Here is a 23,567-nt window from a genome sequence, read left to right on the forward strand (position 1 = left end):
GCTCGCCCTGGTGCGTCAGGTGTTAGCGCTACGCCATTCCCCCTGACCCCCGCCTAAAGTCTCATCACTCCCCACGATCAATCCATTGCGGCATGCACAGGCATAATCGGCCTCTGCACGGGTGGCGCAGTTCAACGTCACCCTCAGTTTGTCGCGCGTGTCATAAAGGTCGTAGCCTGCGCCGAGTACTTGGGCAAAACCCGCACGCTTGGGCAGATAGTCTTTTTCCGGCGGTAAAGCGGGAACTACAACAAAGCGCGTCTGCATGAGCCTTCCCCCTCGCGGCAGCTATTTAGTATTAGTTCCAATATGCGAAAGCATCAAGCCCACTCATGCTTGAATTTCGCCCCAATTTGGCGCCCTCTGCGCCCCAAAACCATTCATCCAGCCCGGCTTCATGCGTTTCTGACTAACAGGGTCTATTCGCTGCGAGCCGCTCATTACATGGGGCGGAATGTAAATCTGACCAATTGGCCATGTTTTTGCTTTGCAAGCTGCTCATGAATAAAAACTTCGAGCAGCCCCAATGTCCGCACTACTAACGCCTCTTCGTCTCGAATTGCGTGCCATCAGCAAGCGCTATCCGGGCACGCTGGCCAACGACCGTGTCGACCTGCGCATCGCAGCCGGTGAGATTCATGCACTGCTCGGTGAGAATGGCGCTGGTAAGAGCACGCTGATGAAGATCATCTACGGCGTGACCCGCCCCGATGCCGGCCAGATGCTGTGGGAAGGCAACCCCGTGCAGGTTCAAGACCCCGCTGCTGCACGCGACCTGGGGATCGGCATGGTGTTCCAGCACTTCTCGCTTTTCGAAACCCTTACGGTGGCTGAGAACATCGCCCTGGCGCTGGGCCGCGACGCGGGCTCGCCCAAACAACTGGCGCCGCGCATCCGCGAAGTCTCGCAGCGCTATGGCATGGCCCTTGAGCCAGAGCGCCTGGTGCATAGCCTTTCGATCGGTGAGCGCCAGCGGGTAGAGATCGTGCGCTGCCTGATGCAGGACATCAAACTGCTGATCCTCGACGAGCCGACTTCAGTGCTCACGCCACAGGAAGTCGAACAACTGTTCGTCACCCTGCGTACCTTGGCCAGTGAAGGCTGCAGCATTTTGTTCATCAGCCACAAGCTTCAGGAAGTACGCCAACTGTGCCACCACGCCACTGTGTTGCGCGCCGGCAGGGTTGCCGGGGGCTGCATCCCGGCCGAGCGCAGCGATTTGCAACTGGCAGAGCTGATGGTCGGGGATACAGAAGGCCTGGACGCCTGCTACCCCAAGCGCGCCGGCGGGCTGCCACGGCTGCGCTTGGACGACCTCTGCTGGCGCAACCAGGACCCATTCGGCACGTCGTTCGAGCACCTGCGCCTGGAAGTTCGCAGCGGCGAAATCGTCGGTATCGCCGGGGTCGCCGGCAATGGCCAGGACGAGCTGCTGGCGCTGCTCAGTGGCGAAACGCGCCTGCCTGCCAGCGAGCGCGAGCGCATCAGCCTCGACAACCAGCCCATCGCCAACCTGTATCCCGATGCACGGCGCGAACTGGGAATGGCTTTCGTGCCGGCCGAGCGCCTGGGCCACGGAGCCGTACCGGACATGACCCTGGCCGACAACGCTTTGCTGACTGCCTTCCAGCAGGGCCTGGTTGAACATGGCCTGGTTCGCTCGAGCAAAGTCCTGGCACTGGCCGAGCAGATCATCCAGCGTTTTGCGGTCAAGACGCCAGGCACCCAAGCCACGGCGCGCAGCCTCTCCGGTGGCAACCTGCAGAAATTCATCCTCGGCCGCGAAATGCTGCAGAACCCAACGCTGCTGGTGGCCGCTCACCCGACCTGGGGGGTGGATGTCGGCGCTGCGGCGACTATTCACCGCGCATTGATCGCTCTGCGCGATGCGGGTGCGGCGATTTTGGTGGTGTCCGAAGACCTCGACGAGCTATTGCAGATCAGCGACCGCATCGGTGCCCTGTGCAGCGGGCGCCTGTCACCGCTGAAAAATACCGCCGACACCCACAGTGCAGAGGTCGGCAGCTGGATGGCCGGCCAGTTCGACACCGCCTACGCCGCCTTCTGACGAGAACCTACCATGTTGCTATCGCTCGAACCCCGGACCCAGCAATCTCGCGCCATGCTGGTGCTGTCACCGATACTCGCCGGCCTGCTGACCTTGGCCAGCGGAGCAGTGCTGTTCAGCGCCTTGGGGCACGACCCGCTGCTGACGCTGCACATCCTGCTGATCGAACCGATCAGCGACTTCTACGGCTTTTCCGAACTGCTGCTCAAAGCCCTGCCCATTCTGCTTTGTGCCCTGGGGCTGGCAGTAGCCTACCAGGCGCGGATCTGGAACATCGGCGCCGAGGGCCAACTGCTGATCGGCGCGTTGGCCGGCAGCGCCCTGGCACTTCATGTCATTGACTGGGAAAGCCGCTGGGCACTGCTGTGGGTGCTGCTGGCCGGCACACTGGCCGGCGCCCTTTGGGGTGCGCTCGCCGCGTGGCTGCGCACGCACTTCAACGCCAATGAAATTCTGACCACCATCATGCTCAACTACATTGCCCTGAACCTGCTGCTGTACTGCGTGCACGGCCCGCTCAAGGACCCTGAGGGTTTCAGCTTTCCGCAGTCGGCGATGTTCGGCGATGCCAGCCGCCTGCCAGCACTGTTCGGGGATGTCCGGGTGCATGTGGGTTTGTATTTCGTGCTGCTGGCATTGGTGGCGGTGTGGGTGCTGCTGCACAAAAGCTTTCTGGGGTTTCAGATCAAGGTGCTGGGGCTGGACCAACGCGCTGCGGGCTTCGTCGGCTTTCGCGAAAAACGCCTGGTCTGGCTGGCACTGCTGATCAGTGGGGGTCTGGCCGGCTTGGCGGGCGTCAGCGAGGTGAGTGGACCCATCGGCCAGCTGGTGCCACAGGTGTCGCCGGGCTATGGCTATGCGGCGATCACCGTGGCCTTCCTCGGCCGGCTGAACCCGCTCGGCATTCTGGTTGCCGGCCTGCTGATGGCGCTGCTCTACCTGGGCGGCGAAAACGCCCAGATGAGCCTGAACCTGCCACAGGCAGTGACCGGGCTGTTCCAGGGCATGATGCTGTTCTACCTGCTGGCGTGCGATGTGCTGATCCTCTACCGCCCACGGCTCACCCTCGGTTGGCGGCGGCGCTTGCCGGTGGCCGAAGCGGCCCGCGCCTGACCTCCCCCTTGATGCTTACGTATGCCTGCCACCTGGGGTGCGCGGGCTGAGGCTTGAACGATGGATCTCGATCTACTTGGCAACATCCTCTACGCCATGGTGCGTTGCGGTACTCCCCTGTTACTGGTGGCGTTGGGCGAACTGGTGTGCGAGAAGAGCGGCGTGCTCAACCTCGGCCAGGAAGGCATGATGCTGTTCGGCGCAGTGGTGGGTTTCATCACTGCCTTCGCCACTGGCAGCCTGTGGCTTGGCGTGCTCATGGCGTGCCTGGCCGGCATGCTACTGGCCTCGCTATTCGCCTTGGTCGCCTTGGGCTGCCAAGCCAACCAAGTGGCTACCGGCCTTGCCCTGACCATCTTCGGCGTCGGCCTGTCGGCGTTCGTTGGCAGTGCCTGGGTCGGCAAGCCGCTCAGTGGCTTCGAAGCGCAGGCCATACCGCTACTGGCCGACCTGCCAATCATCGGCCATATGCTGTTCAACCAGGACCTGCTGGTCTATCTGTCTTTCGCCCTGTTTCTACTGGTCGCCTGGGTGCTGCTCAAAAGCCGCACCGGGCTGATTCTCCAGGCCGTTGGCGAAAATCCCGATGCCGCCAGTGCCATGGGCCTGCCGGTGCTGCGTGTTCGCACCCTGGCGGTGCTGTTCGGCGGCGCCATGGCCGGCCTGGCTGGTGCCTATCTGTCGTTGGCCTACACACCGATGTGGGCAGAAAACATGACGGCCGGCCGGGGGTGGATCGCCTTGGCGCTGGTGGTATTCGCCAGTTGGCGGGTGCGCCGGGTGCTACTGGGCGCTTACCTGTTCGGCCTGGCCAGCATCCTGCACCTGGTCGCCCAGGGCGTTGGCGTGAACTTCCCGGCCAACTTGCTGGCGATGCTGCCGTATGTGGCGACCATCGTGGTGCTGGTGGTGCTGTCGCGCGATGCGCTCAAAACCCGGCTGTACGCTCCAGTTTCGTTAGGCCAGCCCTGGAAGGCAGGCCGCTGACCACCCCCCGCCAAGCCCCGATAACTCATAACACCCACAGGAGTGAACCCTGGATGCATCAGAAAAAACGCACCTCGCTGCTACGCGCCCTGACCGCCGCAATCGGTCTGAGCACAGCGCTGTCTGCCGCTGCTGCCGACCCACTGAAGGTAGGTTTCGTCTACATCGGCCCGATCGGCGACCATGGCTGGACCTACCAGCATGAACAAGGTCGCCAAGCGCTGATCAAGCAGTTCGGTGACAAGGTGAGCACCAGCTTCGTCGAGAACGTGCCAGAGGGTGCCGATGCCGAACGCGTGATCCGCAACATGGCCAAAAGCGGCTACAACCTGGTCTTTGCAACCTCTTTCGGTTACATGAACCCTACCGCTAAAGTCGCCAAGCAGTTCCCCAAGGTCACCTTCGAGCACGCCACAGGCTACAAGCAGGACAAGAACCTGGGCACCTACCTGGCCACCTCGTATGAAGGGCGCTATGTCGGCGGTTACCTCGCAGCGAAAATGACCAAGACCAAGAAGATCGGCTATGTGGCGTCCTTCCCCATCCCGGAAGTACTGCGTGACATCAACGCCATCCAGCTAGCACTGGATAAGTACAACCCTGGCAGCGAAATCAAGGTGGTTTGGGTGAACTCCTGGTTCGATCCCGGCAAGGAGGCCGATGCCGCCAATGCGCTGATTGACCAAGGCGTGGACGTACTGTTCCAGCACACCGACAGCCCGGCGCCGATCCAGACAGCCGAGCGTCGTGGTATCTACGCAGTGGGCTATGCCTCGGACATGGCGCACTTCGGGCCCAAAGCGGTGTTGACGTCCATCGTCAACAACTGGGGGCCGCATTACATCAAGAGTACCCAGGCGGTCATGGATGGGAACTGGAAGCCCCAGGATTATTGGGGCGGCCTGGCTGACGGCACCGTCCAGTTGCCGATCAGCGACTTGGTACCGGCGGATGTGAAAAGCGGGGCCGAGCAGATCATCGCCAGCATCAAGGACGGCTCGTTCCACCCGTTCACAGGGCCAATCTTCAACCAGAGCGGCGAGTTGAAGATTGCCGAGGGCGCGGTGGCCAGCAATACCGAACTGGCCGGCATGAATTACTACGTCAAAGGCATCACTGCCCAGTTGCCCAAATAAATGCGCTTTGGCTCGAGCCGCTGCCATGCACGCTGCGCTGATGTTTCAGATGCGCGCCGTGCCCTGGGAGCGGCTTTAGCCGCGAAGATTGCCTCGCGACCTTAGCCACCGGCTTTGCCGGTATTCGCGGGTAACCCACACGAAGGGCCGCCCAAGAGATCTTGTCAATTGCAGCATTTCGGAGACCTGATGAATACACTGCCGATCATCGACATCGCCCCGCTTTATCAGCACGACCCCGCCGCTCGCCAGGCCGTGGCTCGGCAAATCGACGCCGCTTGCCGCCACTGGGGTTTCTATTACATAAAAGGCCACCCTATCACCGCCCAGCGTATCGCCGAACTCACAGCGGCGGCCAAGGATTTCTTCGCCAGGCCCTGCGAGGAAAAACTGCGCATCGACATCACCCGCAGCGCCCACCACCGGGGGTATGGGGCCATCGCTACCGAACAGCTCGACCCGAGCCGCCCTAGCGACCTCAAAGAAACCTTCGACATGGGGCTGCACATGGCGGCCGATCACCCTGATGTGCTGGCCGGTAAACCGCTGCGCGGGCCCAATCGGCATCCGGCCATTGCCGGCTGGGAAACCTTGCTGCAACAACACTACCAAGACATGCACGCCCTCTCTCTGACTTTGTTGAGGGCCATGGCCGAGGCATTGGGTATCGAGCAGGACTTTTTCGACCAGCGCTTTGCCGAGCCCATCAGCGTGCTGCGCATGATCCACTACCCACCCCGCCAAAGGGCCAGCAGCAGCGAGCAGCAAGGAGCCGGTGCCCATACCGACTACGGCTGCATCACCCTGCTGTATCAGGACAACGCCGGCGGCCTGCAAGTGCGCAGCCGCGATGGTCAATGGATCGATGCCCCTCCCATCGAGGGGACCTATGTGGTGAACATCGGCGACATGATGGCGCGCTGGAGCAATGACCGCTATACCTCGACGCCGCATCGGGTGATCAGCCCGCTGGGGGTGGACCGCTACTCGATGCCGTTCTTCGCCGAACCGCATCCGGACACCGAGATCAGTTGCCTGCCGAACTGCTCGAGCAGCGCTAACCCGGCCAAATATCCGCCGGTTTCATGCAGCGCCTACATGCTTTCACGATTTGCCGAAACCTACGCCTACCGCCGTGAAGCGCTCTGAGTGCAGCCGTCACATCTCGACCTGGGTACCCAGTTCGATCACCCGGTTCAACGGCAACTGGAAATACCTGAGGTTGCTGTTGGCGTTTTTCAGCAAGAAGGCGAACAGCTGCTCGCGCCAACGTGCCATTGCATTGTGGTTGCCGGCGACCACGGTTTCGCGACTGAGAAAATAGGTGGTACGCATGGCACCGAATGCCAGGTCAGCATTGGGGTAACGGCTCAATGCCAAAGGTACGTTGGGCTCTTCCATGAAGCCGAAGTGGAGGCTTACCCGGTAGAACCCGTCACCGCAAGCTTCGACCTCAAACCGCTTGCTGGCAGGGATACGCGGCTCGTCCGCGAACACCACGGTGAGCAGCACCACTTGCTCGTGCAATACCTGGTTATGCAGTAGGTTGTGCAGCAATGCGTGGGGTACTGCCTCGGGCCGCGCACAGAGGAACACGGCCGTGCCACTGACCCGGTGCGGTGGCTGTGCCTGCAGGCTGGCGATGAACAGCCCAAGGGGCAGCGCGTGTTCATCCAACCGCTCGACGATGATCGTGCGTCCGCGCTTCCAGGTGGTCATCAACACGAATAGCGCCACGCCGGCAATCACCGGGAAGGCGCCTCCCTGCAACACTTTTGGAGCGTTGGCGGCAAAGTACAAGCTGTCGACCACCAGCAAAGCCAGCAACAGCGGCACCGCCAGCCAGCGTGGCGCCTTCCATAGCAGCAGTACCACGGCCGACGCCAGCAGCGTGGTGATCAGCATGGTGCCGGTCACCGCCACACCATAGGCCGCGGCCAGTGCCCCGGATGACTCGAAGCCCACCACCAGCAGCACCACGCCGACCATCAGCGCCCAGTTGACCACGCCGATGTAAATCTGCCCTTGCTCCTGGCTTGAGGTGTGCTGGATGAACATACGTGGCACATAACCGAGCTGAATGGCCTGACGCGTCATGGAAAACGCACCGGAAATCACAGCCTGGGAAGCGATAATGGTGGCCATCGTGGCCAACCCGACCATTGGCAGCAGCGCCCAGTCAGGGGCCAGCAGGTAGAACGGGTTACGCACCGCTTGCGGGTCGCTAAGGATCAATGCACCTTGGCCGAAGTAATTCAGCACCAAGCCTGGTAGCACCAGCACAAACCAGGCGCGAGCAATCGGTTTGCGGCCGAAGTGGCCCATGTCGGCATACAGCGCTTCAGCGCCGGTCAGCGCCAGCACCACGGCGCCAAGAATGGCTACGCCCATGCCTGGGTGCAGGATGAAGAACTTGACGGCCCAGACCGGGCTCAGCGCCTGCAAAACTTGCGGATGCTGGGCGATACCGTGCACCCCCAGCGCGGCGAGCACCACGAACCACAACACCATGATCGGCCCGAACAGAATGCCGATGCGTGCGGTGCCATGCCTCTGAATCAGGAACAAGGCCACGAGCACCAGCACCGCTAGCGGCACGACCCAGTGATCGATGCCGTCATACGCCAGTTGCAAGCCCTCCACTGCCGACAACACCGAAATGGCCGGGGTGATCATGCTATCGCCGTAGAACAGCGCTGCACCGAACAGGCCGAGCAGCACCAACCCCCGCCCCAGCCGCTTGTAGGGCGCCGCGGCGCGGTGCGCCAGCGCGGTCAGGGCCATGATGCCACCCTCGCCCTGGTTGTCAGCGCGCAGGATGAACAACACGTATTTGAGCGATACCACCCACACCAGCGACCAAAGCACCAGCGACAGCACACCGAGCACCCCTGCGTTGTTGGCCTGCACCCCGTAGTGCCCGGCAAATACCTCTTTGAGGGTGTACAAAGGGCTGGTGCCGATGTCGCCGTAAACCACCCCTACCGCCGCGATCAGCAGGCCGAGCGAGTTGGATTTATTGGGTTGGGCAGGATTTGCTAAAGCGGCGGGGTGGCTCACGACGGGACTCTCTGACGGGCGATTGTGATAGGCATGCCATCCCTGGGCAGCGCGCCGCCAGTATCGTTTCAAGGCGCCGAGCCTGCCGTAAAAAGCGCGTAAAAAATGCAGGACACTGGCCTGCCGTAGGCCCACTCCCAACTGCGCCAAGGTGCTGTATCGTTACCGGTCGGGCCGAGCTGGGTGAACATTACGGCCGTCGCCCTTGTCGCAAGTAAGCGAAATTGCGCATTTTGGAGATTCAACATGTTTCGCGTCTTTGAACGCTGGCTCGACCCATTTCCACCGGACGAGGTGCCCCCACCCCCGGCTGGCCTGCTGCGCTTTCTGTGGGCCTGCACCCGCGGTGCCCGTGGCTATATCCTGGCGCTGGCGCTGTTCAGCGCAGGGGTGTCGATATACGAAGCCTGGCTGTTTTCCTTCCTTGGCCAAGTGGTCGACCTGCTGTCGAACTGGCAGGTGGGCGGCGGCGTGAGCGCCGAGGAGCGCCGCGTACTATGGGGGGTGGGGCTGCTGCTGGTGGCCAGTATTGCCTTGGTCGGCTTGCGTACGCTCATGCAGCACCAGGTGCTGGCGATCAACTTACCCCTGCGTCTGCGTTGGGACTTCCATCGGCTGATGCTGCGCCAGAGCCTGTCGTTCTTCTCCGACGAATTTTCCGGTCGAGTCACCACCAAGGTGATGCAAACCGCGTTGGCCGTGCGCGAGGTGTTGTTCACGGTCATCGAAATCCTGCCGGGCATCGGCGTGTACTTCATTGCAATCATCGCCCTGGCAGGCGGCTTCGCCGCCAAGCTGATGCTACCGTTCATTGCCTGGCTCGGCCTGTTCGGCCTGGCGATGCTGTATTTCGTCCCTCGCCTTGGCAAGGTCGGCCAGGAACAGGCCCACGCCCGTTCCTCGATGACCGGCCGGGTTTCCGACGCCTATACCAACATCACCACTGTGAAGCTGTTCTCCCACTCAAAGCGCGAAGCACACTTTGCCCGCGCGGCAATGGAAGACTTCAAGCAAACCGGTTTTCGCCAGATGCGCCTGGTCAGCCAGTTCGAAATCGTCAACCAGGCGTTGGTGGTCGGGCTGATTTTCGGCGCCGGCGGCTACGCGCTTTGGCTATGGCATCAGGGCCAAGTAGGCACCGGCGCGGTCGCCGCGATCACCGCCATGGCCCTGCGCATCAATGGCATGTCGCATTGGATCATGTGGCAAATGACCTCACTGTTCGAAAACATCGGCACAGTGCAGGACGGCATGGCCACCCTCACCCGCGGCCCCAAGGTGCAGGACGCACCGAACGCTGGTGTGCTGCAAACCCGCGGCGGTGCGGTGACGTTCGACAACGTCAGCTTCAACTACAACGGCGAGCGCCAGGTACTCGATGGCTTGAGCCTGACCATCGCCCCTGGCGAAAAAGTCGGCCTGGTGGGCCGCTCCGGTGCAGGCAAGTCGACGCTCATAAACCTGCTGCTGCGCTTCTATGATGTGGACCACGGCCAAATCCTGATCGATGGGCAGAACATTGCCCAGGTCACCCAGGACAGCCTGCGCAGCGCTATCGGCATGGTGACCCAGGATACTTCGCTGCTTCACCGCTCGATTCGCGACAACATCGCCTATGGCCGCCCGGATGCCAGTGAGGAGCAGGTCCGGCGCGCCGCCATCAACGCCCAGGCCGATGGCTTCATTCGCCAACTCAGCGACCGGGACGGCCACAGCGGTTATGACACGCTGGTGGGCGAGCGCGGCATCAAGCTCTCCGGTGGCCAGCGGCAACGCATCGCCATCGCCAGGGTGATGCTCAAGAACGCCCCGATCCTGCTGCTGGACGAAGCTACCAGCGCGCTGGACTCTGAAGTGGAGGTCGCCATTCAGGAGAGCCTGGACGAGATGATGCAGGGCAAGACGGTGATCGCCATCGCCCACCGGCTGTCCACCATCGCCGCCATGGACCGGTTGATCGTCATGGACGAGGGGCGAATCATCGAGCAAGGCACCCACAGCGAGCTGCTGGCCAGGAACGGCACCTATGCAAGGCTCTGGCAGCACCAGAGCGGCGGGTTCTTGGGTGAGGAACAGGGAATGGCCGAGGTGTTGGAGTGACTGGGTAATGCTGAACCACCCATCTCAAGCCTCTCTACTAGCATGACGCTAGGTCGATCGTTAACTGGCAAGGTTTCACCAAATCTGGATGGGTAAGTTTATGACTAGGCGTACCTCATCGTAACTGCCATCAATTTGTCCACCGTGAGCACGATGGTTATAAACAAGGGTGCGAACAGCAGTCTTTTTCAGAATGCCGGATTGGACGACGTAGCTCATTACTAAACCGTTTTCCTCGTGCCCTGCGCCATCCAGACCTTGCACTGCATAGCCTGCATGGCGCCCATTGCGTCCACCACGATAGTGGCTACCGTCGATTCCCCAACCCCGGGCATGCCACACCCCTATCGTCAGGCCCGGCATCCCGTAACGTGCTGCATCGAGGTCGTAGCGCAGTTGCCACGAGCGCTCATTGGGGCCGTTATAATCGGAGTACAGCGAGTTGGCCATGAAGTTGCTGCTCGATTCCCAGACATAATCGAAGTACTCGTCGCCTTCAATCTGTTGCCAAGCCAGGGTTAAACCATGCCCATGATGAAACACAGTGGTAGCCAGGCTGTAGGCCTGATTATCAATGTATCCAAGTTTCTGCTGCCCTATATCCCGTGTGCGGTAGTAGTGCAGAGCATTACGCACAGCCAGCGTGTTTTGATCGCCGAGGGTGCTCGATAGGCCCAAATAGGTCTGCTGCCAGGTATCGGCAAACCGCGATGCGTAAGCACTGGCCGAGATCGCCCCTGCATAGCTGACGCCGACATACTGCAACGAATCGGCATTCACGCCGCGATCCCCAAAGGTAGTGGTCAGTCGTTCGCTACCACTTCCGGTGCGTGGGATTGCCCGCTCGAAGCGCCCGGCTTCGAGCTTGATACCAGCCAGTTGCAGGTTGCTCAAGGCCACTCCTTCGAAGCTCGATGGCAATGCGCGGTTATCCTTGTAGCGCAGCATCGGGTTCTCGGTTCGCTGACGCCCTACACGCAGCGTTGTGTCTGCCAGTCGCAGGCGCACCGCTCCGATACCCAGGCGGCTCCACGTTGGGGCCGCGTCACCGCCACTGTCCACGAGTACCCGATCACCGCCGTTGGCGACCCGGCCATGTCCTCGCTGAAGGTTCACGGCACTGTACAAAGACGCGTCCAAGCCAATGCCCAGAACACCTGATGTATAGCCGGATGCATAATTGAGCATCAATCCTTGTACCCAGCTCTCGCGCAGGCGGGTGGGTGTCAGCACACCGTCCTTGCGCACAGCGAGGTAGGTATTTTGTCGTGTGTGCTGGTTGGAATAGAAGTGCCTGAGATTTACATCAAGATGACTGCCCTCCAGTAGGTCGGAGTCCGCCCAGGCCAAAACTGGCCCTCCCAGGGCCAAGCAGAATAATAAGCGCTGATACATCGACGAAGGTCTTCCTTTTCCATACAAATGAAACGCGCGGCTCCCGCCCGCTGCAGCACTACCGACGGGGCCTGTCGCTCAATGACCTGCGGCCGTATCACTGGCCACCGCAGCCGCTACATCCGCGCGACCGAAGGCCTTTGCGCAATAGCACCCGCCCCCACCCACCACTGCGCTGAACGCCACGATTGACCACGCGTTCCAATGCATCAAAGCGATCAGTAATACAGGCGTGGCGGTGGCCCAAAGTGCGTAGGCGATGTTGTAGGTCACTGAAATACCGGACACACGAATATGCGCAGGGAACAGCCTGACCATGATCGACGGCACCACTGCGACGACCCCGCAGCAAAGGCCAGCCAGCGCGTAAGCCCAGCCCACGAATGGGATCCCTAGGATCAGGCAGCTGTACAAAGCCAGCACGCCTACCGGCAACAGTGCGCTGTGGATTAACAACGCCCGCCAGGCACCGAAACGGTCAGCCATGATTCCGGCCAGCACGCAACCAATGTTTAGACAGACGATGCCTAAGCTGCTGAGTGTGAAGGTTTGCTCGGGTGGCAGCCCAAAGCGCTTTTGCATGACCGTCGGCGTGATGACTACCAGCACCACCACCGCCGAGGTCAGTAGACAGGTCAGTAGGAGCGCTGCAGGGATCGCCTTGCGATGCTCGCGTAGCACCGTGCGTATTGGTAACTCTACCTCGGTCGCACGTCGCTCCTGCATGGCGACGAACACGGGCGTCTCACTCAGCCAGCGGCGTAGCCATACCCCGACAAGACCAAACACCCCACCCAGGATGAAGGGTACCCGCCAGCCATGATCGAGAATCTGCTCTGGGGTGTAGACCCACGCCATCCAAGCGGCGGTCAGCGCCCCAAGCAAGTAGCCAAAAGTTAGCCCTGCTTGCAGCATACCCAATGCGAAACCCCGGTGACTGGCCGGTGCATGCTCGGCTATGAATACCCACGCGCTAGGGACCTCTCCGCCTACTGCAGCGCCTTGCAGGATGCGCAGGGCCAACAGCAGCATTGGAGCCCAATAGCCGATTTGCGCGTAGGTCGGCATCAGCCCCATTACAAGGCAAGGCACAGCCATCATCAGGATGCTTAGGCTGAACACCCGCTTGCGCCCCAGGCGATCGGCAAAGTGTGCCAATAAGATGCCGCCCAGTGGGCGCGCCAGATAGCCTGCCACAAAGATGCCAAAGCTTTGCACCAAACGCAGCCATTCTGGCATGTGTGGAGGGAAAAACAGCTCGCTGAGCACCAAAGCGAAGAATACGAAAATGATGAAATCGTATATCTCCAGCGCGCCTCCCAAGGCTGCCAGGCCCAAGGTTTTATAGTCGGCGCGGCCAAATCCGGCGCGCAGAGTCGAGGGATGAGCCGTCATTGGCATTCAAACTCCTGTAGGCAAATGAGTACGGTAGCGAAGCAATGACACCATGCTCGTAGCCATCAGGCGGTAGAACAACCGGTTTAGGCCTCTGTGTGGGTTTTTTGCCGAAATCTGTACATTGAGTTTTGATTGGGAAATCCAATAATCGGGCCAACTCACCGGTTAACGACGAGCCCAAGATGGAACACTTTCAGCGCCAGATCGCCGCATTTGATCATCCCCACGTCGAGGCCATTGCTATCATCCGTGGCCACACATTGCTTGCCCTGCAACGTTTTTTGCTGGAGCGCAACTTCCGGCAGTTGTTACCAATTCTCTTGTCGCCTATAACCGACCCGCTCAACCATGCGGTGGACCCTGCTGAGATTCAGTACCACCAGCACCGCCTCAAACTTACCGCCAGCATGATCTTCCACAAGCAGCTTGCCCTCACCGCTCGCGGCCACGAACAGGTCTTCATCGTGGCGCCGAATATTCGGCTGGAAAAACCCGAGGTGGAAAACTCGCCGCGCCATCTTCTGGAGTTCTCACAGTTCGATTTCGAAATCCGGGGAGGCACCATGCAACAGGCCATGCTACTGGTCGAACAAATGGTCAAGCACACCTTGGACGAGGTGCAAAAACACTGCGCCACGCAACTGGCCCAGTTGGGCCGTAACCTACCGCGCTACGAAACCGCCTTCCCGATTTACACCACAGATGAACTGAGGGCCGCCCACGGCGATGACTTCGAGCAGTTCATGTCGGAGAAGGCACACACGCCGTTCTTCATCACCAATCATCGACGTGAGTTCTACGACCGCGAGACGCCAGGTAAACGCGGCCACTACAACAACTACGACCTGGTCTGGCCCGAGGGTTACGGCGAAGCACTGTCAGGCGGCGAGCGTGAATACGAGCACGGGCAGATTCTTCTTCGCATGCAGGAACTGGGCATGGACCTAACTCCTTTTGGCAACTACTTGGAAGCTGCCCGGCGCGGACTGCTGCCCCCCAGCGCCGGGGGTGGCCTTGGCATCGAAAGGTTGCTGCGCTTCATCTGTGGTACACGCCATATCCGAGATGTGGCGCTGTTCGACCGCAGCGTTGGCAGCAACTTCTTGTTCTGATGACCCATCCACCGTCCCTAGCCCAGCCCTCCTGGCAGGCAACATCGGGAGACACGCATGACTTCATTACGCATTCATTGGTGCTCGCCCCTGGACAGCGGCCAGCATAAAGCCTGCGAAAAGTATGACACCGGGCGCCTGGACTTTGCCGGTATCGTCGACTTCGCCCAGGAAGCCGAAGCATTGGGCATCGACTCGTTGCTGATGGGCATTAGCTACCACATGCCCGACCCGCTCCCGATGATCGGCGCGCTGGTGCGCGAAACCGGCAGCGTCAAATTCATCCTCGCTTATCGGCCAGGCCTTCTGCACCCTACCTTATTCGCCCAGGTGGTCAACACGATTTCATGGATGGCCGACAAGCGCATCGCGCTGAACATCGTGGCTGGCATTTCCCCCGACGAACAGGCCTTCTACGGTGATTTCGAAGAACATGACCGACGCTATGCCCGCAGCTGCGAATTCATTGATGTCCTAAAGCGCTTCTGGAGTGGCGAACAACCGTTGAGTCACCATGGCGACTTTTACCGCTTGAAGAATGCTCAATTGGGCTTGCCTTACAAAGACCACGAGCGCCCTCGCCTTTACCTGAGCGGCGGGTCCGCCATCGCCCGGCAAGTGGCCATCAGCCGCAGCGATTGTTGGCTGCGATACGGCGATACCCCCGAAGGGATCGCGGCCGCGTCGCACGACGTGCTGCAAGCCGGTTGCTCGGTGGGTATCCGCATGCACGTACTGGCGCGCGAGACCCGCAACGAAGCACTGGCAGCGGTAAAAGGGATGATGGCGGACCCAGACCAGCAGCATCATGAATGGGTTCGACAGTTTGTCGCGCGCTGCGATTCCGAGGCAGTCAAGACATCTTTTCGCCTTGCCGAAAGTGCCAGCGACGATTGGCTATCGCCAATGCTCTGGTCCGGCGCTGTGCCCTATCGGGGCGGGCCGGCACTGTGCGTAGTCGGCAGCTACGAGGACGTAGCCAACTACCTGCTGGAATACAAGAAGGTTGGGGTCAGCGAGTTCATCTTCTCGGGCTGGCCGACTCGTGACGAAATGCGCCGCTTCTGCCAACACGTCCTGCCGCGACTGCGTGAACTGGAAGCAGCGTTAGAGCGCCAGCGTGAGTCAACACGATGATAGCCGAACGCTTTTGCCTACTGGCAACAGTCGAGTCCGACTCGCACATGTGGAACTTGGTCTACCTGCAATTGTGGCTGGCCGAGCGCGGTTGGCAGGTGCTCAACCTGGGCTGCTGCACGCCAGTGCAGGCCGTGCTAGACGCTCTCGACCATCATCGCCACCCGCACCTGCTAGTGATCAGCAGCGTCAATGGCCATGGCTATTCCCAAGGACTGGCACTGATTCGCACGTTGCGCCAGCGTCACCCCCACTTACACGTAGTGATTGGCGGCAAGTTGACCACAAGCCAAGCGCACACCCAAAAGGTAGGCGCCGAGTTGCTGGCCGCAGGCTTCGACGCGGTATTCACTCAAGCGGACGCGCTCGATACGTTCGACCGTCACCTGCAAAAGCTGAACCAGCACCAGCATCCACTGTTGCTCGGGACAGGCACCGTGCCGAACTGGTTCTGACTTATCCCACGCTTCCCAAGGAATGAGCCATGCATATCGTGATCGTCAACCGCTGGCCTCGCTTCAAAGACAGTCAGCGCTGGGACAACGAACTTACCCGTTACGAAGAATTCTTTGATCATCACGCTCATCGCATCAGCTACGTGGTTGATGGCCCTGGTAGCCTCGGCGTACTGACCCCTCGCGCGCACATCGCCCATCTTGTGCAGGTCGAGGACGTCAACCAGTACTCACAACTGCTGGCCGCTGTAAGCGAAGTGGTCGAGCGGGTCGGGCCGGTCGATCTTCTGATCGCTCTCTCCGAGTTCACTCTGGAGATTGCCGCCAAGGTGCGTAAGACACTGAACATTCCCGGCCAAGGTCCTGAACAAGTAGCGGTCTACCGCGATAAAGCACGCATGAAGCAGATCGTGCGCCAGTGCGGGATACCAGTCCCAGCCTTCATTCGCTGTGAAAGCATCGAGCACACCCTGGCTTTCGCTGAGCAGGTCGGCTACCCGCTCATCGTTAAGCCCGTCGATGGTGCCGCCAGCATGGGTGTGGCACGTGTCGACAGCGCTGAGCAATTACGTGCTGCATTGCAGGATTTAGATCTGCAGCGCTACGAAGTCGAAACCTTCATCAACGGCCAGGTGTACCACGTCGACGGTTACACCGATGCCGCAGGCCAGATACCGTTCCAGGCAGTATCTCGATACCTGAATAGTTGCCTGGATTTCGCCCACGGCCACCCGCTGGGTTCGGTACTTTTGCAACGCTCGCCTTTGCGCACCCGTATCGAGACCTTCAGCCGCCAGTGCTCGCAAGCGCTGGGGCTGTATGACACAGCCTTCCATCTGGAGCTTTTCGTGTGCCCCGATGAAAGCCTGGTGTTTCTCGAAGTCGGGGCACGAGTGGGCGGCAGTGAAGTACCGCACCTCATCAATAAGGTGTTCGGTGTCAACCTTTACGAGCACTGGCTAAAACACCTTGTAGGTGGTGCTACCGAGCTTCCCGCACCTCAAGGCGATCCCAGCGGTGGTTGGCTGATCATCCCTAAACCCCAGCGAGTGCCGAGTAAAGTACTCAAGGCACCTTCGCAACGCGGCCAGGTAGCCTCACTTTGGCGCGAGCTGCTTCCTCAACCTGGCCAGATATTGGACGCCGGCGGCGGCTACGACTCCCTGCAAGGCGGGCGCTTCATCTTTACCGGCCTGAGCCAGCCCGAGATCGAGCGAGATATACAACACGTCATCGACCACTACCGCCTAGAGGTGAAACCGATATGAAAGACTTTGCCCGCCATGCGCAGGACGAGGCCTTGTTGAAGCGCCTGAGCGCCTACTTGAGCACGAACGACCGCTCTGCTGTGCGGGTCATCAGCGACCGCCTCATCGACGCCGCCGGAGGCATCTCACAAGTCCGCGAATTTCGGTTGATGGTTGCCTTCGGCGGTGGCAAGGACAGCGCCTACACGGTGTCGCTAATGCGCGCTGTGCAGTTGTACCTAGCTGTGGTGTCCAACCACACATTCCACCTGCGTGTTGCCACCATGCGCCACGCTGGAGTAGCGGACGCGGTGATGGCCAATATCGATCGCGTCTACCAAGCCCTTGAGATGTATTGCGACCCGCGAGTTGAGGTGCTGCTAGTCGATCATCGACAGATCCGTACTTTCGAGCGCCATCTACCGTTGCCTGAGAATGTACGGGCGATGAATCGCTTCGACGTATTGATGAACGGCCATCGCACCGCTGGTGACGGACGCCCAACCTTTTGCAATAGCTGCAACCTCGCAGTAGCCGATTTCTATGGCCGTGCTGCCTGGTGGCAAGGGGGCGTCGACGCCGTCGTCACCGGCGACTCACGCAAGGAGCAAAAGCACTATTTCACGTGGATCATGCGTCTGGCGCAAAGCCTTGGTTTGGATATCAACGCATGTAGAGATCAAGGGCTGCGCGGCCTGTTGCAGGCTCTGGACGGCGTGGCCCAAGCCTACTTCATCGAGCTTTTTGGCGAAGGCTTCGACCAAGCCCTCGCCGAGCGTCGGGTCAACATTGGCGGGGTCGAGGCTGAACCTGCGTTCATCAGCATCTACGATCTGGTGAGCTATCGAGTGGACGACCACTGGGAGCTGATCACCGACTTCCTTGGTTTCCGTTTTGAGGAACCGGCCTTCAGCTTTACCGAATCGGACTGCGCGAATCCAATGTTGATGGCCCATCTACGCGGGCTTAAAGCGCAGTACGTTCAAGGCCGCGGCTACGACGAAGGTGTGGCTGAGTACCTGGAATTGGCCAAAGCGTTGATGCGCAAGAAGGAAATGCCCGAACGCCTGATCGAGTTGGCCTTAGCCCCCTACGCTGGCTCAACGGGCAAAAAGGCACGCCGCAGGTTGGCCGACGACTTTGCTGCCAGTGCGCTGAACCTTACTGAAGTCCAACTGACCTGCATGCAGTTTTCACCCTTCGTCGCCCGTGGTCGTGGCTTAGCAATGTACCTAGGCTTGCGTCACCCATCACTGGTTGCGCTCCTGGACGACCTGCATGCGATGCTGGCCGATGAGCTCAGGGACAACGAACTGGAAAGCTGGCTCAGCGAAGTCAGCGGCCTGCCACTGACAGCGCTACAGAGCTTGTACCGCCTTGAACCAGTCGATTTCAACAGCGACGTCTCGCTGATCGCTCGTGTGCGCGCAGGTGACCCGCATAAAGGCCGGATCGTTCGTCGGGACCCGACTTCCGGTTTGCAAGTGGTCGAATTGGTGTCGGGACGCTGAGCAATGCCGCCTCTTTCCAGCAGCCATTTTCAATCATTCATCGAACGCGCCCGTGCGCGCGGACAGTTGGTGGTGCAACCGCGAATGGGCTTCGGTGATATCACGAGTATGCGTTTAGGGCTCCAAGCCGTATCACGCCATCCGGGCGCGCTGGGCACCATTACCCTGGACAGCTACACGCGGGTCGGCGACTACCAAGGCGCGCAGCGCTGTCTGAACAATGGCAGCCCCCTTAACGGATTCCCCATTATCAACCACCCGCCCGATGCCCTGCGCAACATGCTCAACGGGTTGCACGGCAAGGATTTTCCTATCCAGGTTCGCCATGGCACCGCCAAGCCGCAGAGCATTTTCAAGCGTATGACTGCCGTAGGCCTGGAAGCCACGGAAGGTGGGCCGGTGTCTTACTGCATGCCCTACAGCCGCATGCCGCTGCGCCATGCTGTGGACGCCTGGACGCAAAGCTGCCAGTTGCTTGCCGAAGGCTGCGCTCACGGGCACATCGAAAGTTTTGGCGGCTGCCTGCTCGGCCAGCTGTGCCCGCCTTCTATGCTGCTGACGGTGGGGCTGCTGGAAGCCCTTTTCTTCCGTCAGCACGGCATCCGCAGCGTGTCCATCAGTTATACCCAGGGCACCAGCGTAGCCCAAGACCAGGGCGCCTTGCGTGCTTTGCGCTTATTGGCAGCGGAGTTACTGGGCGATATCCACTGGCATGTGGTGGTGTACACCTACATGGGCGTCTTTCCAAAAACCGTGCACGGCGCGAGGCGGCTAATCGCTGACAGCGTGACACTGGCCAAGGCTACTGGTTGCGAACGGCTCATCGTCAAGACCGTGGCAGAAGCCCGGCAAATTCCTACGATACGCGACAACCTGCGGGCTCTGAAGCTGGCCAGCGTCACTGCGGCACGCAGCAACCCGTCACTGGAGCCAACCAGTCAGTCCCATTATGAAGAGATCCTGATCGAAACCAGGCAATTGCTCAATGCGGTGTTCAACCTGCGTGGCGACATCGGTCCCGCCCTGGTCCAAGCCTTCGCCCGCGGCCTGCTGGATATCCCCTATTGCCTGCACCCAGACAATGGCGGGCGTGCTCGCACGCTGATCGATGATCAAGGCGCATTGCGCTGGGCCAGCTGCGGCAGACTGCCGCTGGCCAGCCACAACAGGCGTATGACCCAAGTCCGTGCCGATCAGCTATCCCAGATGTTGAATTACATGGTGAATCGCTATGACAAACCATTGCATTGACCCCATCCAACGCCCAATCGTGCTCGTGGATGCCTACTCCACTGGTGCCATCCTCGCGCGCGCCCTGGCCGAACATCGACCGCTGTTGCACGTGGCGTCGCGGCGTGGGATGCCGCCCGCGTTCGCAGCCAGTTGCCCAGAGCATTTATTCATCGCGCACTATAACCTGCACGATGGGAACTTCGATTATCTGTGCCAGGCTTTGGCCGCCCAGCAGCCGAGCGCCGTGCTAACCGGCAGCGAGTTCGGCATCGAGCTTGCCGACAGCCTTGCCGCAGCCTTAGGCCTATCAGGTAACGACCCAATGTTGTCCACCGCTCGGCGCAACAAAGCGCAGATGGCAGAACGAGTCGCCGCTGCCGGTCTACCAGTAGCGGATCAACTGCGTACGGGCAATGCCGAACAGGCCTGCCAATGGTTCCAGGCACGTGGTTCGAACTGCGTAGTCGTAAAGCCCCTGGACAGTGCCGGCTCCGATCAGGTGTTCATCTGCAAGAACATCAGCCAAGTTCGCGAGGCTGCGAATGCTATCCTCGGTAACGTCAACCTGATGATGTGCCCAAACAATGAGCTGCTCGTGCAAACCTTCCTCGAAGGCGATGAATACGTAATCAACACCGTCAGCCACGAAGGCCAGCACTGGCTGACTGATGCCTGGCGGTGCAGCAAGACACTAAGTCGCGAGGGACGCAAGATCTACGATAGCGAATACCTGATGCATCAGGATGATCCTTGCCTGGCGACACTGGTTGACTATGTGGAGGGGGTGCTCGATGCCCTGGCCATCACCGAGGGCCCTGCCCACACTGAGGTCATCCTGACCAGCCAGGGGCCACGCTTACTTGAGACTGGCGCACGCCTTTCAGGTCTGGCCAACCCCACCGCGCTGCGTGCAGCTACCGGCGCGGACCAGGTCGGGCTGACAGTGCAAGCTTGCCTCAACCCAGGCCGCCTGAGCCGGCACCCCCGCCGTTATCAGCGGCTGCAAGCAGCTTGCACGTTGAACCTGATCGCCCGCAGCCAGCGCGTGTTTGAGGTAAGTCGAGTGTCGGCTCAGCTGAACTCATTGGCATCGTTCAACAGCGCCCGGTGGCGCCTTGCGGACGGTCGTACGTTGATGCCGACAATCGACCTGAACAGTTCACCCGGTGCCGTGTTCCTGGTACACCCAGACCCGGAACGCATTGAGCAGGACCATGGCGCCTGGCGGGTTTGGGAGCAGCACTGGCTTTAAACGACCGCCCTGTTCATCGGGCCGCTTCATCATGAAGGACACATCTATGAGCACGCATATTCGTAACAGGCGACTGACGGTCCCACAACTGGTGGCGATGAAAGGCCAGCAAAAGATCGTTTCGCTGACGGCTTACTCTAGCGCGATCGCCAAGGTGATCGACCCCTTGGTCGATTTCATCCTGGTCGGTGACTCCACCGCGATGGTTGGTTACGGTCGCCCGAGTACCTTGAGCATGCGCTTGGAAGAGACCATCGCTCATACCCGAACAGTGGTCGACAGCACCCGACTGGCCTGCGTCATCGCCGATATGCCGTTCGGCAGTTACCAACAATCCCATGAACAAGCGTTTCGAAACTGCGCCCAAGTACTGGCCGACACCGGCTGTGACGCCGTCAAATTGGAGGTCAACCAGGCCTTGGCCAGTACTGTGGAGTTTCTTGTCGCGCGGGGAATACCGGTTATGGCGCATATCGGCTTGATGCCCCAATTCGTGAATGTAATGGGTGGTTACAAGGCACAGGGACTCAGCCCCGAGAGCGGCGTGGCCTTGTGCCGCGATGCTCGTGCCAGTCTGCAGGCCGGTGCGTTCGGCCTATTGCTTGAAGGTGTTGCAGAATCTGTGGCCAGGAAGATTACCCAAGCCACCGACAAACCCACCATTGGCATTGGTGCTTCACCCGCGTGCGATGGCCAGGTACTGGTCACCGAAGATCTACTGGGCCTAACCGGGGATCAGGTTCCGCGTTTCGTCAAGCCGTATGCGGACGTTGCAGAAGTAATCCGTGAGGCCTGTACCCGTTTCGCGAATGAAGTACGCGACGGTACCTTCCCTGAAACGCATCACTGTTACGGCGTTTGAAACCTGCCTCGAACAGCCTCGTCTTGCACTGCCTTGACCAGGCATCGCAGCGCATGGGGGATGTCCTTGTCCCAGTCCAGTGTGTAGCAAAGGCGAAGGTGATTGCGCCAAAGACCAGCCTGGCTAAAAATTTCCCCTGGCGCGATGACGATGCCCTGCGATAGCAACCGCTCGAAGACCCGCCGCATGTCCACCGAGCGGTTCGACTCCAGCCAGAAGCTCGCGCCCCCTTTGGGTTCAATGATGCGCAGGCAGCCCTGACCGTGGGCTTTCAATAAGGCCTTCATGTGCTGCATGCGTTCATGAAGCAGCTTGTGCAGCGCTTTTACATGCAATTCGACCCGACGCGTGGTGAACAGCTTGGCAATTGCCTTCTGGCGTATGGGCGACAAGCGAAAGGCCCGCTGCAGAAACAGGTGCCGCAGTTGCTCGGTGTGCCCCCGGCAGAGCAGGTAACCATAGGGTGCTTCGGCACCTATCACCTTGTCGAAAGCAGAGAACACCAAGAGCCGATCAGGGTTGGCGAAATCTCGATAACGCGCTGCGGCAGGCTGGAAACAGAACTCCCCATAGCTGTCGTTCTCGAACAGCCATACATCGTGTTCTGCGAGCCAGCGACAGACCTGCTGCTTGTCCGCTGCCGACACCATGCCGCCTTGCGGTACGTTCGTAGTAGACGACAAGAACGCCACACTCACCGGCTCAGTGTCGAGCACCCGACGTAGTTGCAGTAGGTCCAACCGGCCATCTTCAGCCAAAGGAACCTCAATGATAGTCATGCCTGCCGCAAGCAACTGCCTGAGCACCACCCAGCTACATGGCGACTCGACCAGGGCCACCTTGCCGTCAAGGCTTAGGCCACGCAGCGACAATTCCAGGACGCTGCGCAAGTCGCAGCCTATGAACACATGCTCGGCCTGCCAGCAGCGGTGAGGGGAACGGGTATAACGATCCGCCAGGACGCTGCGCAGTTCCAGCTCACCAAACGGTTGGTACAACGGCGCGGACGAGCGCGGGTACCGCCGTGCGAGTTCACGCTCGATCATCAGCAGTGGACGTTCAAGTGACAGCAGCATGGCTGGAGCGTCGCTGCTCAGCGCCAACATACCGGGCTGACGAGCGCTGGAAAAAACGGTATCGAGTAAACTCGCCGACCGCTCGATAGGCAGCACAGAGCGGCAAACCCGAGTGTAAAAGCCGAGCTTAGGGCGCGCGTACACGAGGCCCTCATCCTCAAGCAACGAATAGGCATACTTGATGGTGGTTAGCGAAACATTCAAACGTTGGGCCATTTGCCGTAGCGACGGCAGGCGCTGCTCAACATCAGACGGCAGCGCTTCAATCCAATTGAGCAAGTAGGTATAGACGGCTTGGTAGGCAAAGTTGGATTTATTGGTTTTGTTCGCATTCATGATGATGAATCACCTGAAGAAAGCGCAGAAGTTGCAAAAGTGGTGCTGATGCGCAGCGACACGCGCAGACTAGCCCCCCGTCTCTGCGG

Annotated in this window: 19 protein-coding genes; 14 read left to right on the plus strand and 5 right to left on the minus strand. The window is 60.2% G+C overall.

Annotated elements, in window-relative coordinates:
* Positions 1 to 15 precede the first annotated feature (15 nt).
* Positions 16 to 267: a hypothetical protein gene (locus HU725_RS12455; protein ID WP_081016595.1), complete on the minus strand. Its 252-nt coding sequence runs from the start codon at positions 265 to 267 to the stop codon at positions 16 to 18.
* A gap of 259 nt (positions 268 to 526) precedes the next feature.
* Here HU725_RS12455 and HU725_RS12460 point away from each other — a divergent pair, with 259 nt between their 5' ends.
* The 5 genes from HU725_RS12460 to HU725_RS12480 all read left to right on the plus strand — a co-directional run bounded on the left by HU725_RS12460 (position 527) and on the right by HU725_RS12480 (position 6,453).
* On the plus strand, positions 527 to 2,068 hold the full coding sequence (locus HU725_RS12460; RefSeq protein ID WP_186477884.1) for an ABC transporter ATP-binding protein: 1,542 nt from the start codon (positions 527 to 529) through the stop codon (positions 2,066 to 2,068).
* A 12-nt stretch (positions 2,069 to 2,080) separates the two neighbouring features.
* Complete coding sequence (locus HU725_RS12465) at positions 2,081 to 3,181, plus strand: ABC transporter permease (protein ID WP_186477885.1); 1,101 nt, start codon at positions 2,081 to 2,083, stop codon at positions 3,179 to 3,181.
* A 60-nt stretch (positions 3,182 to 3,241) separates the two neighbouring features.
* The gene (locus HU725_RS12470) at positions 3,242 to 4,168 is read left to right on the plus strand and encodes an ABC transporter permease (RefSeq protein ID WP_186477886.1); all 927 of its coding nucleotides are present in this window, start codon (positions 3,242 to 3,244) and stop codon (positions 4,166 to 4,168) included.
* Between the two features lie 53 nt (positions 4,169 to 4,221).
* Positions 4,222 to 5,304 (plus strand): BMP family ABC transporter substrate-binding protein, encoded by a 1,083-nt coding sequence (locus HU725_RS12475; protein WP_186477887.1) that lies wholly within the window; start codon positions 4,222 to 4,224, stop codon positions 5,302 to 5,304.
* Between the two features lie 189 nt (positions 5,305 to 5,493).
* The gene (locus tag HU725_RS12480; protein ID WP_186477888.1) at positions 5,494 to 6,453 is read left to right on the plus strand and encodes a 2-oxoglutarate and iron-dependent oxygenase domain-containing protein; all 960 of its coding nucleotides are present in this window, start codon (positions 5,494 to 5,496) and stop codon (positions 6,451 to 6,453) included.
* Between the two features lie 9 nt (positions 6,454 to 6,462).
* Here HU725_RS12480 and HU725_RS12485 read toward each other — a convergent pair whose 3' ends face one another.
* On the minus strand, positions 6,463 to 8,364 hold the full coding sequence (locus tag HU725_RS12485) for a potassium transporter Kup (RefSeq protein ID WP_186477889.1): 1,902 nt from the start codon (positions 8,362 to 8,364) through the stop codon (positions 6,463 to 6,465).
* Between the two features lie 246 nt (positions 8,365 to 8,610).
* Here HU725_RS12485 and HU725_RS12490 point away from each other — a divergent pair, with 246 nt between their 5' ends.
* Positions 8,611 to 10,464, plus strand: a complete 1,854-nt coding sequence (locus HU725_RS12490) for an ABC transporter ATP-binding protein (protein ID WP_186477890.1) — start codon at positions 8,611 to 8,613, stop codon at positions 10,462 to 10,464.
* Between the two features lie 75 nt (positions 10,465 to 10,539).
* Here HU725_RS12490 and HU725_RS12495 read toward each other — a convergent pair whose 3' ends face one another.
* Entirely contained in the window at positions 10,540 to 11,859 is a 1,320-nt protein-coding gene (locus HU725_RS12495) for an OprD family outer membrane porin (protein ID WP_186477891.1), read from the minus strand.
* Positions 11,860 to 11,937: 78 nt separating this feature from the next.
* Positions 11,938 to 13,254, minus strand: coding sequence for an MFS transporter (locus tag HU725_RS12500; RefSeq protein ID WP_186477999.1), 1,317 nt, complete (start codon positions 13,252 to 13,254; stop codon positions 11,938 to 11,940).
* A gap of 185 nt (positions 13,255 to 13,439) precedes the next feature.
* On the opposite strand from HU725_RS12500, the gene HU725_RS12505 reads away from it, so the two are divergent.
* From HU725_RS12505 to panB, 8 genes are read left to right on the plus strand one after another with little or no spacing between them, the layout of a single operon-like run.
* Positions 13,440 to 14,369 (plus strand): asparagine synthetase A, encoded by a 930-nt coding sequence (locus HU725_RS12505; RefSeq protein ID WP_186477892.1) that lies wholly within the window; start codon positions 13,440 to 13,442, stop codon positions 14,367 to 14,369.
* Between the two features lie 57 nt (positions 14,370 to 14,426).
* Entirely contained in the window at positions 14,427 to 15,506 is a 1,080-nt protein-coding gene (locus HU725_RS12510; protein ID WP_186477893.1) for an LLM class flavin-dependent oxidoreductase, read from the plus strand.
* Entirely contained in the window at positions 15,503 to 15,961 is a 459-nt protein-coding gene (locus tag HU725_RS12515; RefSeq protein ID WP_186477894.1) for a cobalamin B12-binding domain-containing protein, read from the plus strand. The genes HU725_RS12510 and HU725_RS12515 overlap by 4 nt, the downstream gene beginning before the upstream one ends.
* Positions 15,962 to 15,990: 29 nt before the next feature.
* Complete coding sequence (locus tag HU725_RS12520; protein ID WP_186477895.1) at positions 15,991 to 17,229, plus strand: ATP-grasp domain-containing protein; 1,239 nt, start codon at positions 15,991 to 15,993, stop codon at positions 17,227 to 17,229.
* The gene (locus HU725_RS12525; RefSeq protein ID WP_186477896.1) at positions 17,226 to 18,719 is read left to right on the plus strand and encodes a hypothetical protein; all 1,494 of its coding nucleotides are present in this window, start codon (positions 17,226 to 17,228) and stop codon (positions 18,717 to 18,719) included. The genes HU725_RS12520 and HU725_RS12525 overlap by 4 nt, the downstream gene beginning before the upstream one ends.
* Positions 18,720 to 18,722: 3 nt before the next feature.
* The gene (locus HU725_RS12530) at positions 18,723 to 19,970 is read left to right on the plus strand and encodes a methylaspartate mutase (RefSeq protein WP_186477897.1); all 1,248 of its coding nucleotides are present in this window, start codon (positions 18,723 to 18,725) and stop codon (positions 19,968 to 19,970) included.
* Positions 19,951 to 21,204, plus strand: coding sequence for an ATP-grasp domain-containing protein (locus tag HU725_RS12535; RefSeq protein WP_186477898.1), 1,254 nt, complete (start codon positions 19,951 to 19,953; stop codon positions 21,202 to 21,204). Before HU725_RS12530 ends, HU725_RS12535 begins: the two co-directional genes overlap by 20 nt.
* Positions 21,205 to 21,250: 46 nt before the next feature.
* On the plus strand, positions 21,251 to 22,066 hold the full coding sequence (gene panB / locus HU725_RS12540; RefSeq protein WP_186477899.1) for a 3-methyl-2-oxobutanoate hydroxymethyltransferase: 816 nt from the start codon (positions 21,251 to 21,253) through the stop codon (positions 22,064 to 22,066).
* On the opposite strand, the gene HU725_RS12545 is transcribed toward panB, so the two are convergent.
* Positions 22,054 to 23,478, minus strand: coding sequence for an aminotransferase-like domain-containing protein (locus HU725_RS12545; RefSeq protein ID WP_186477900.1), 1,425 nt, complete (start codon positions 23,476 to 23,478; stop codon positions 22,054 to 22,056). The two genes, panB and HU725_RS12545, sit on opposite strands and share 13 nt — an antisense overlap.
* Between the last annotated feature and the right edge of the window lie 89 nt (positions 23,479 to 23,567).

The sequence above is a fragment of the Pseudomonas promysalinigenes genome, from assembly GCF_014269025.2.
In the GTDB taxonomy this organism is placed as follows: domain Bacteria; phylum Pseudomonadota; class Gammaproteobacteria; order Pseudomonadales; family Pseudomonadaceae; genus Aquipseudomonas; species Aquipseudomonas promysalinigenes.

Bases quoted from the DNA above. Each gene is read 5' to 3' on its own strand.
- HU725_RS12455 (WP_081016595.1), bottom strand. From the start codon at position 267: ATGCAGACGCGCTTTGTTGTAGTTCCCGCTTTACCGCCGGAAAAAGAC.
- HU725_RS12460 (WP_186477884.1), top strand. From the start codon at position 527: ATGTCCGCACTACTAACGCCTCTTCGTCTCGAATTGCGTGCCATCAGC.
- HU725_RS12465 (WP_186477885.1), top strand. From the start codon at position 2,081: ATGTTGCTATCGCTCGAACCCCGGACCCAGCAATCTCGCGCCATGCTG.
- HU725_RS12470 (WP_186477886.1), top strand. From the start codon at position 3,242: ATGGATCTCGATCTACTTGGCAACATCCTCTACGCCATGGTGCGTTGC.
- HU725_RS12475 (WP_186477887.1), top strand. From the start codon at position 4,222: ATGCATCAGAAAAAACGCACCTCGCTGCTACGCGCCCTGACCGCCGCA.
- HU725_RS12480 (WP_186477888.1), top strand. From the start codon at position 5,494: ATGAATACACTGCCGATCATCGACATCGCCCCGCTTTATCAGCACGAC.
- HU725_RS12490 (WP_186477890.1), top strand. From the start codon at position 8,611: ATGTTTCGCGTCTTTGAACGCTGGCTCGACCCATTTCCACCGGACGAG.
- HU725_RS12495 (WP_186477891.1), bottom strand. From the start codon at position 11,859: ATGTATCAGCGCTTATTATTCTGCTTGGCCCTGGGAGGGCCAGTTTTG.
- HU725_RS12500 (WP_186477999.1), bottom strand. From the start codon at position 13,254: ATGACGGCTCATCCCTCGACTCTGCGCGCCGGATTTGGCCGCGCCGAC.
- HU725_RS12505 (WP_186477892.1), top strand. From the start codon at position 13,440: ATGGAACACTTTCAGCGCCAGATCGCCGCATTTGATCATCCCCACGTC.
- HU725_RS12510 (WP_186477893.1), top strand. From the start codon at position 14,427: ATGACTTCATTACGCATTCATTGGTGCTCGCCCCTGGACAGCGGCCAG.
- HU725_RS12515 (WP_186477894.1), top strand. From the start codon at position 15,503: ATGATAGCCGAACGCTTTTGCCTACTGGCAACAGTCGAGTCCGACTCG.
- HU725_RS12520 (WP_186477895.1), top strand. From the start codon at position 15,991: ATGCATATCGTGATCGTCAACCGCTGGCCTCGCTTCAAAGACAGTCAG.
- HU725_RS12525 (WP_186477896.1), top strand. From the start codon at position 17,226: ATGAAAGACTTTGCCCGCCATGCGCAGGACGAGGCCTTGTTGAAGCGC.
- HU725_RS12530 (WP_186477897.1), top strand. From the start codon at position 18,723: ATGCCGCCTCTTTCCAGCAGCCATTTTCAATCATTCATCGAACGCGCC.
- HU725_RS12535 (WP_186477898.1), top strand. From the start codon at position 19,951: ATGACAAACCATTGCATTGACCCCATCCAACGCCCAATCGTGCTCGTG.
- panB (WP_186477899.1), top strand. From the start codon at position 21,251: ATGAGCACGCATATTCGTAACAGGCGACTGACGGTCCCACAACTGGTG.
- HU725_RS12545 (WP_186477900.1), bottom strand. From the start codon at position 23,478: ATGAATGCGAACAAAACCAATAAATCCAACTTTGCCTACCAAGCCGTC.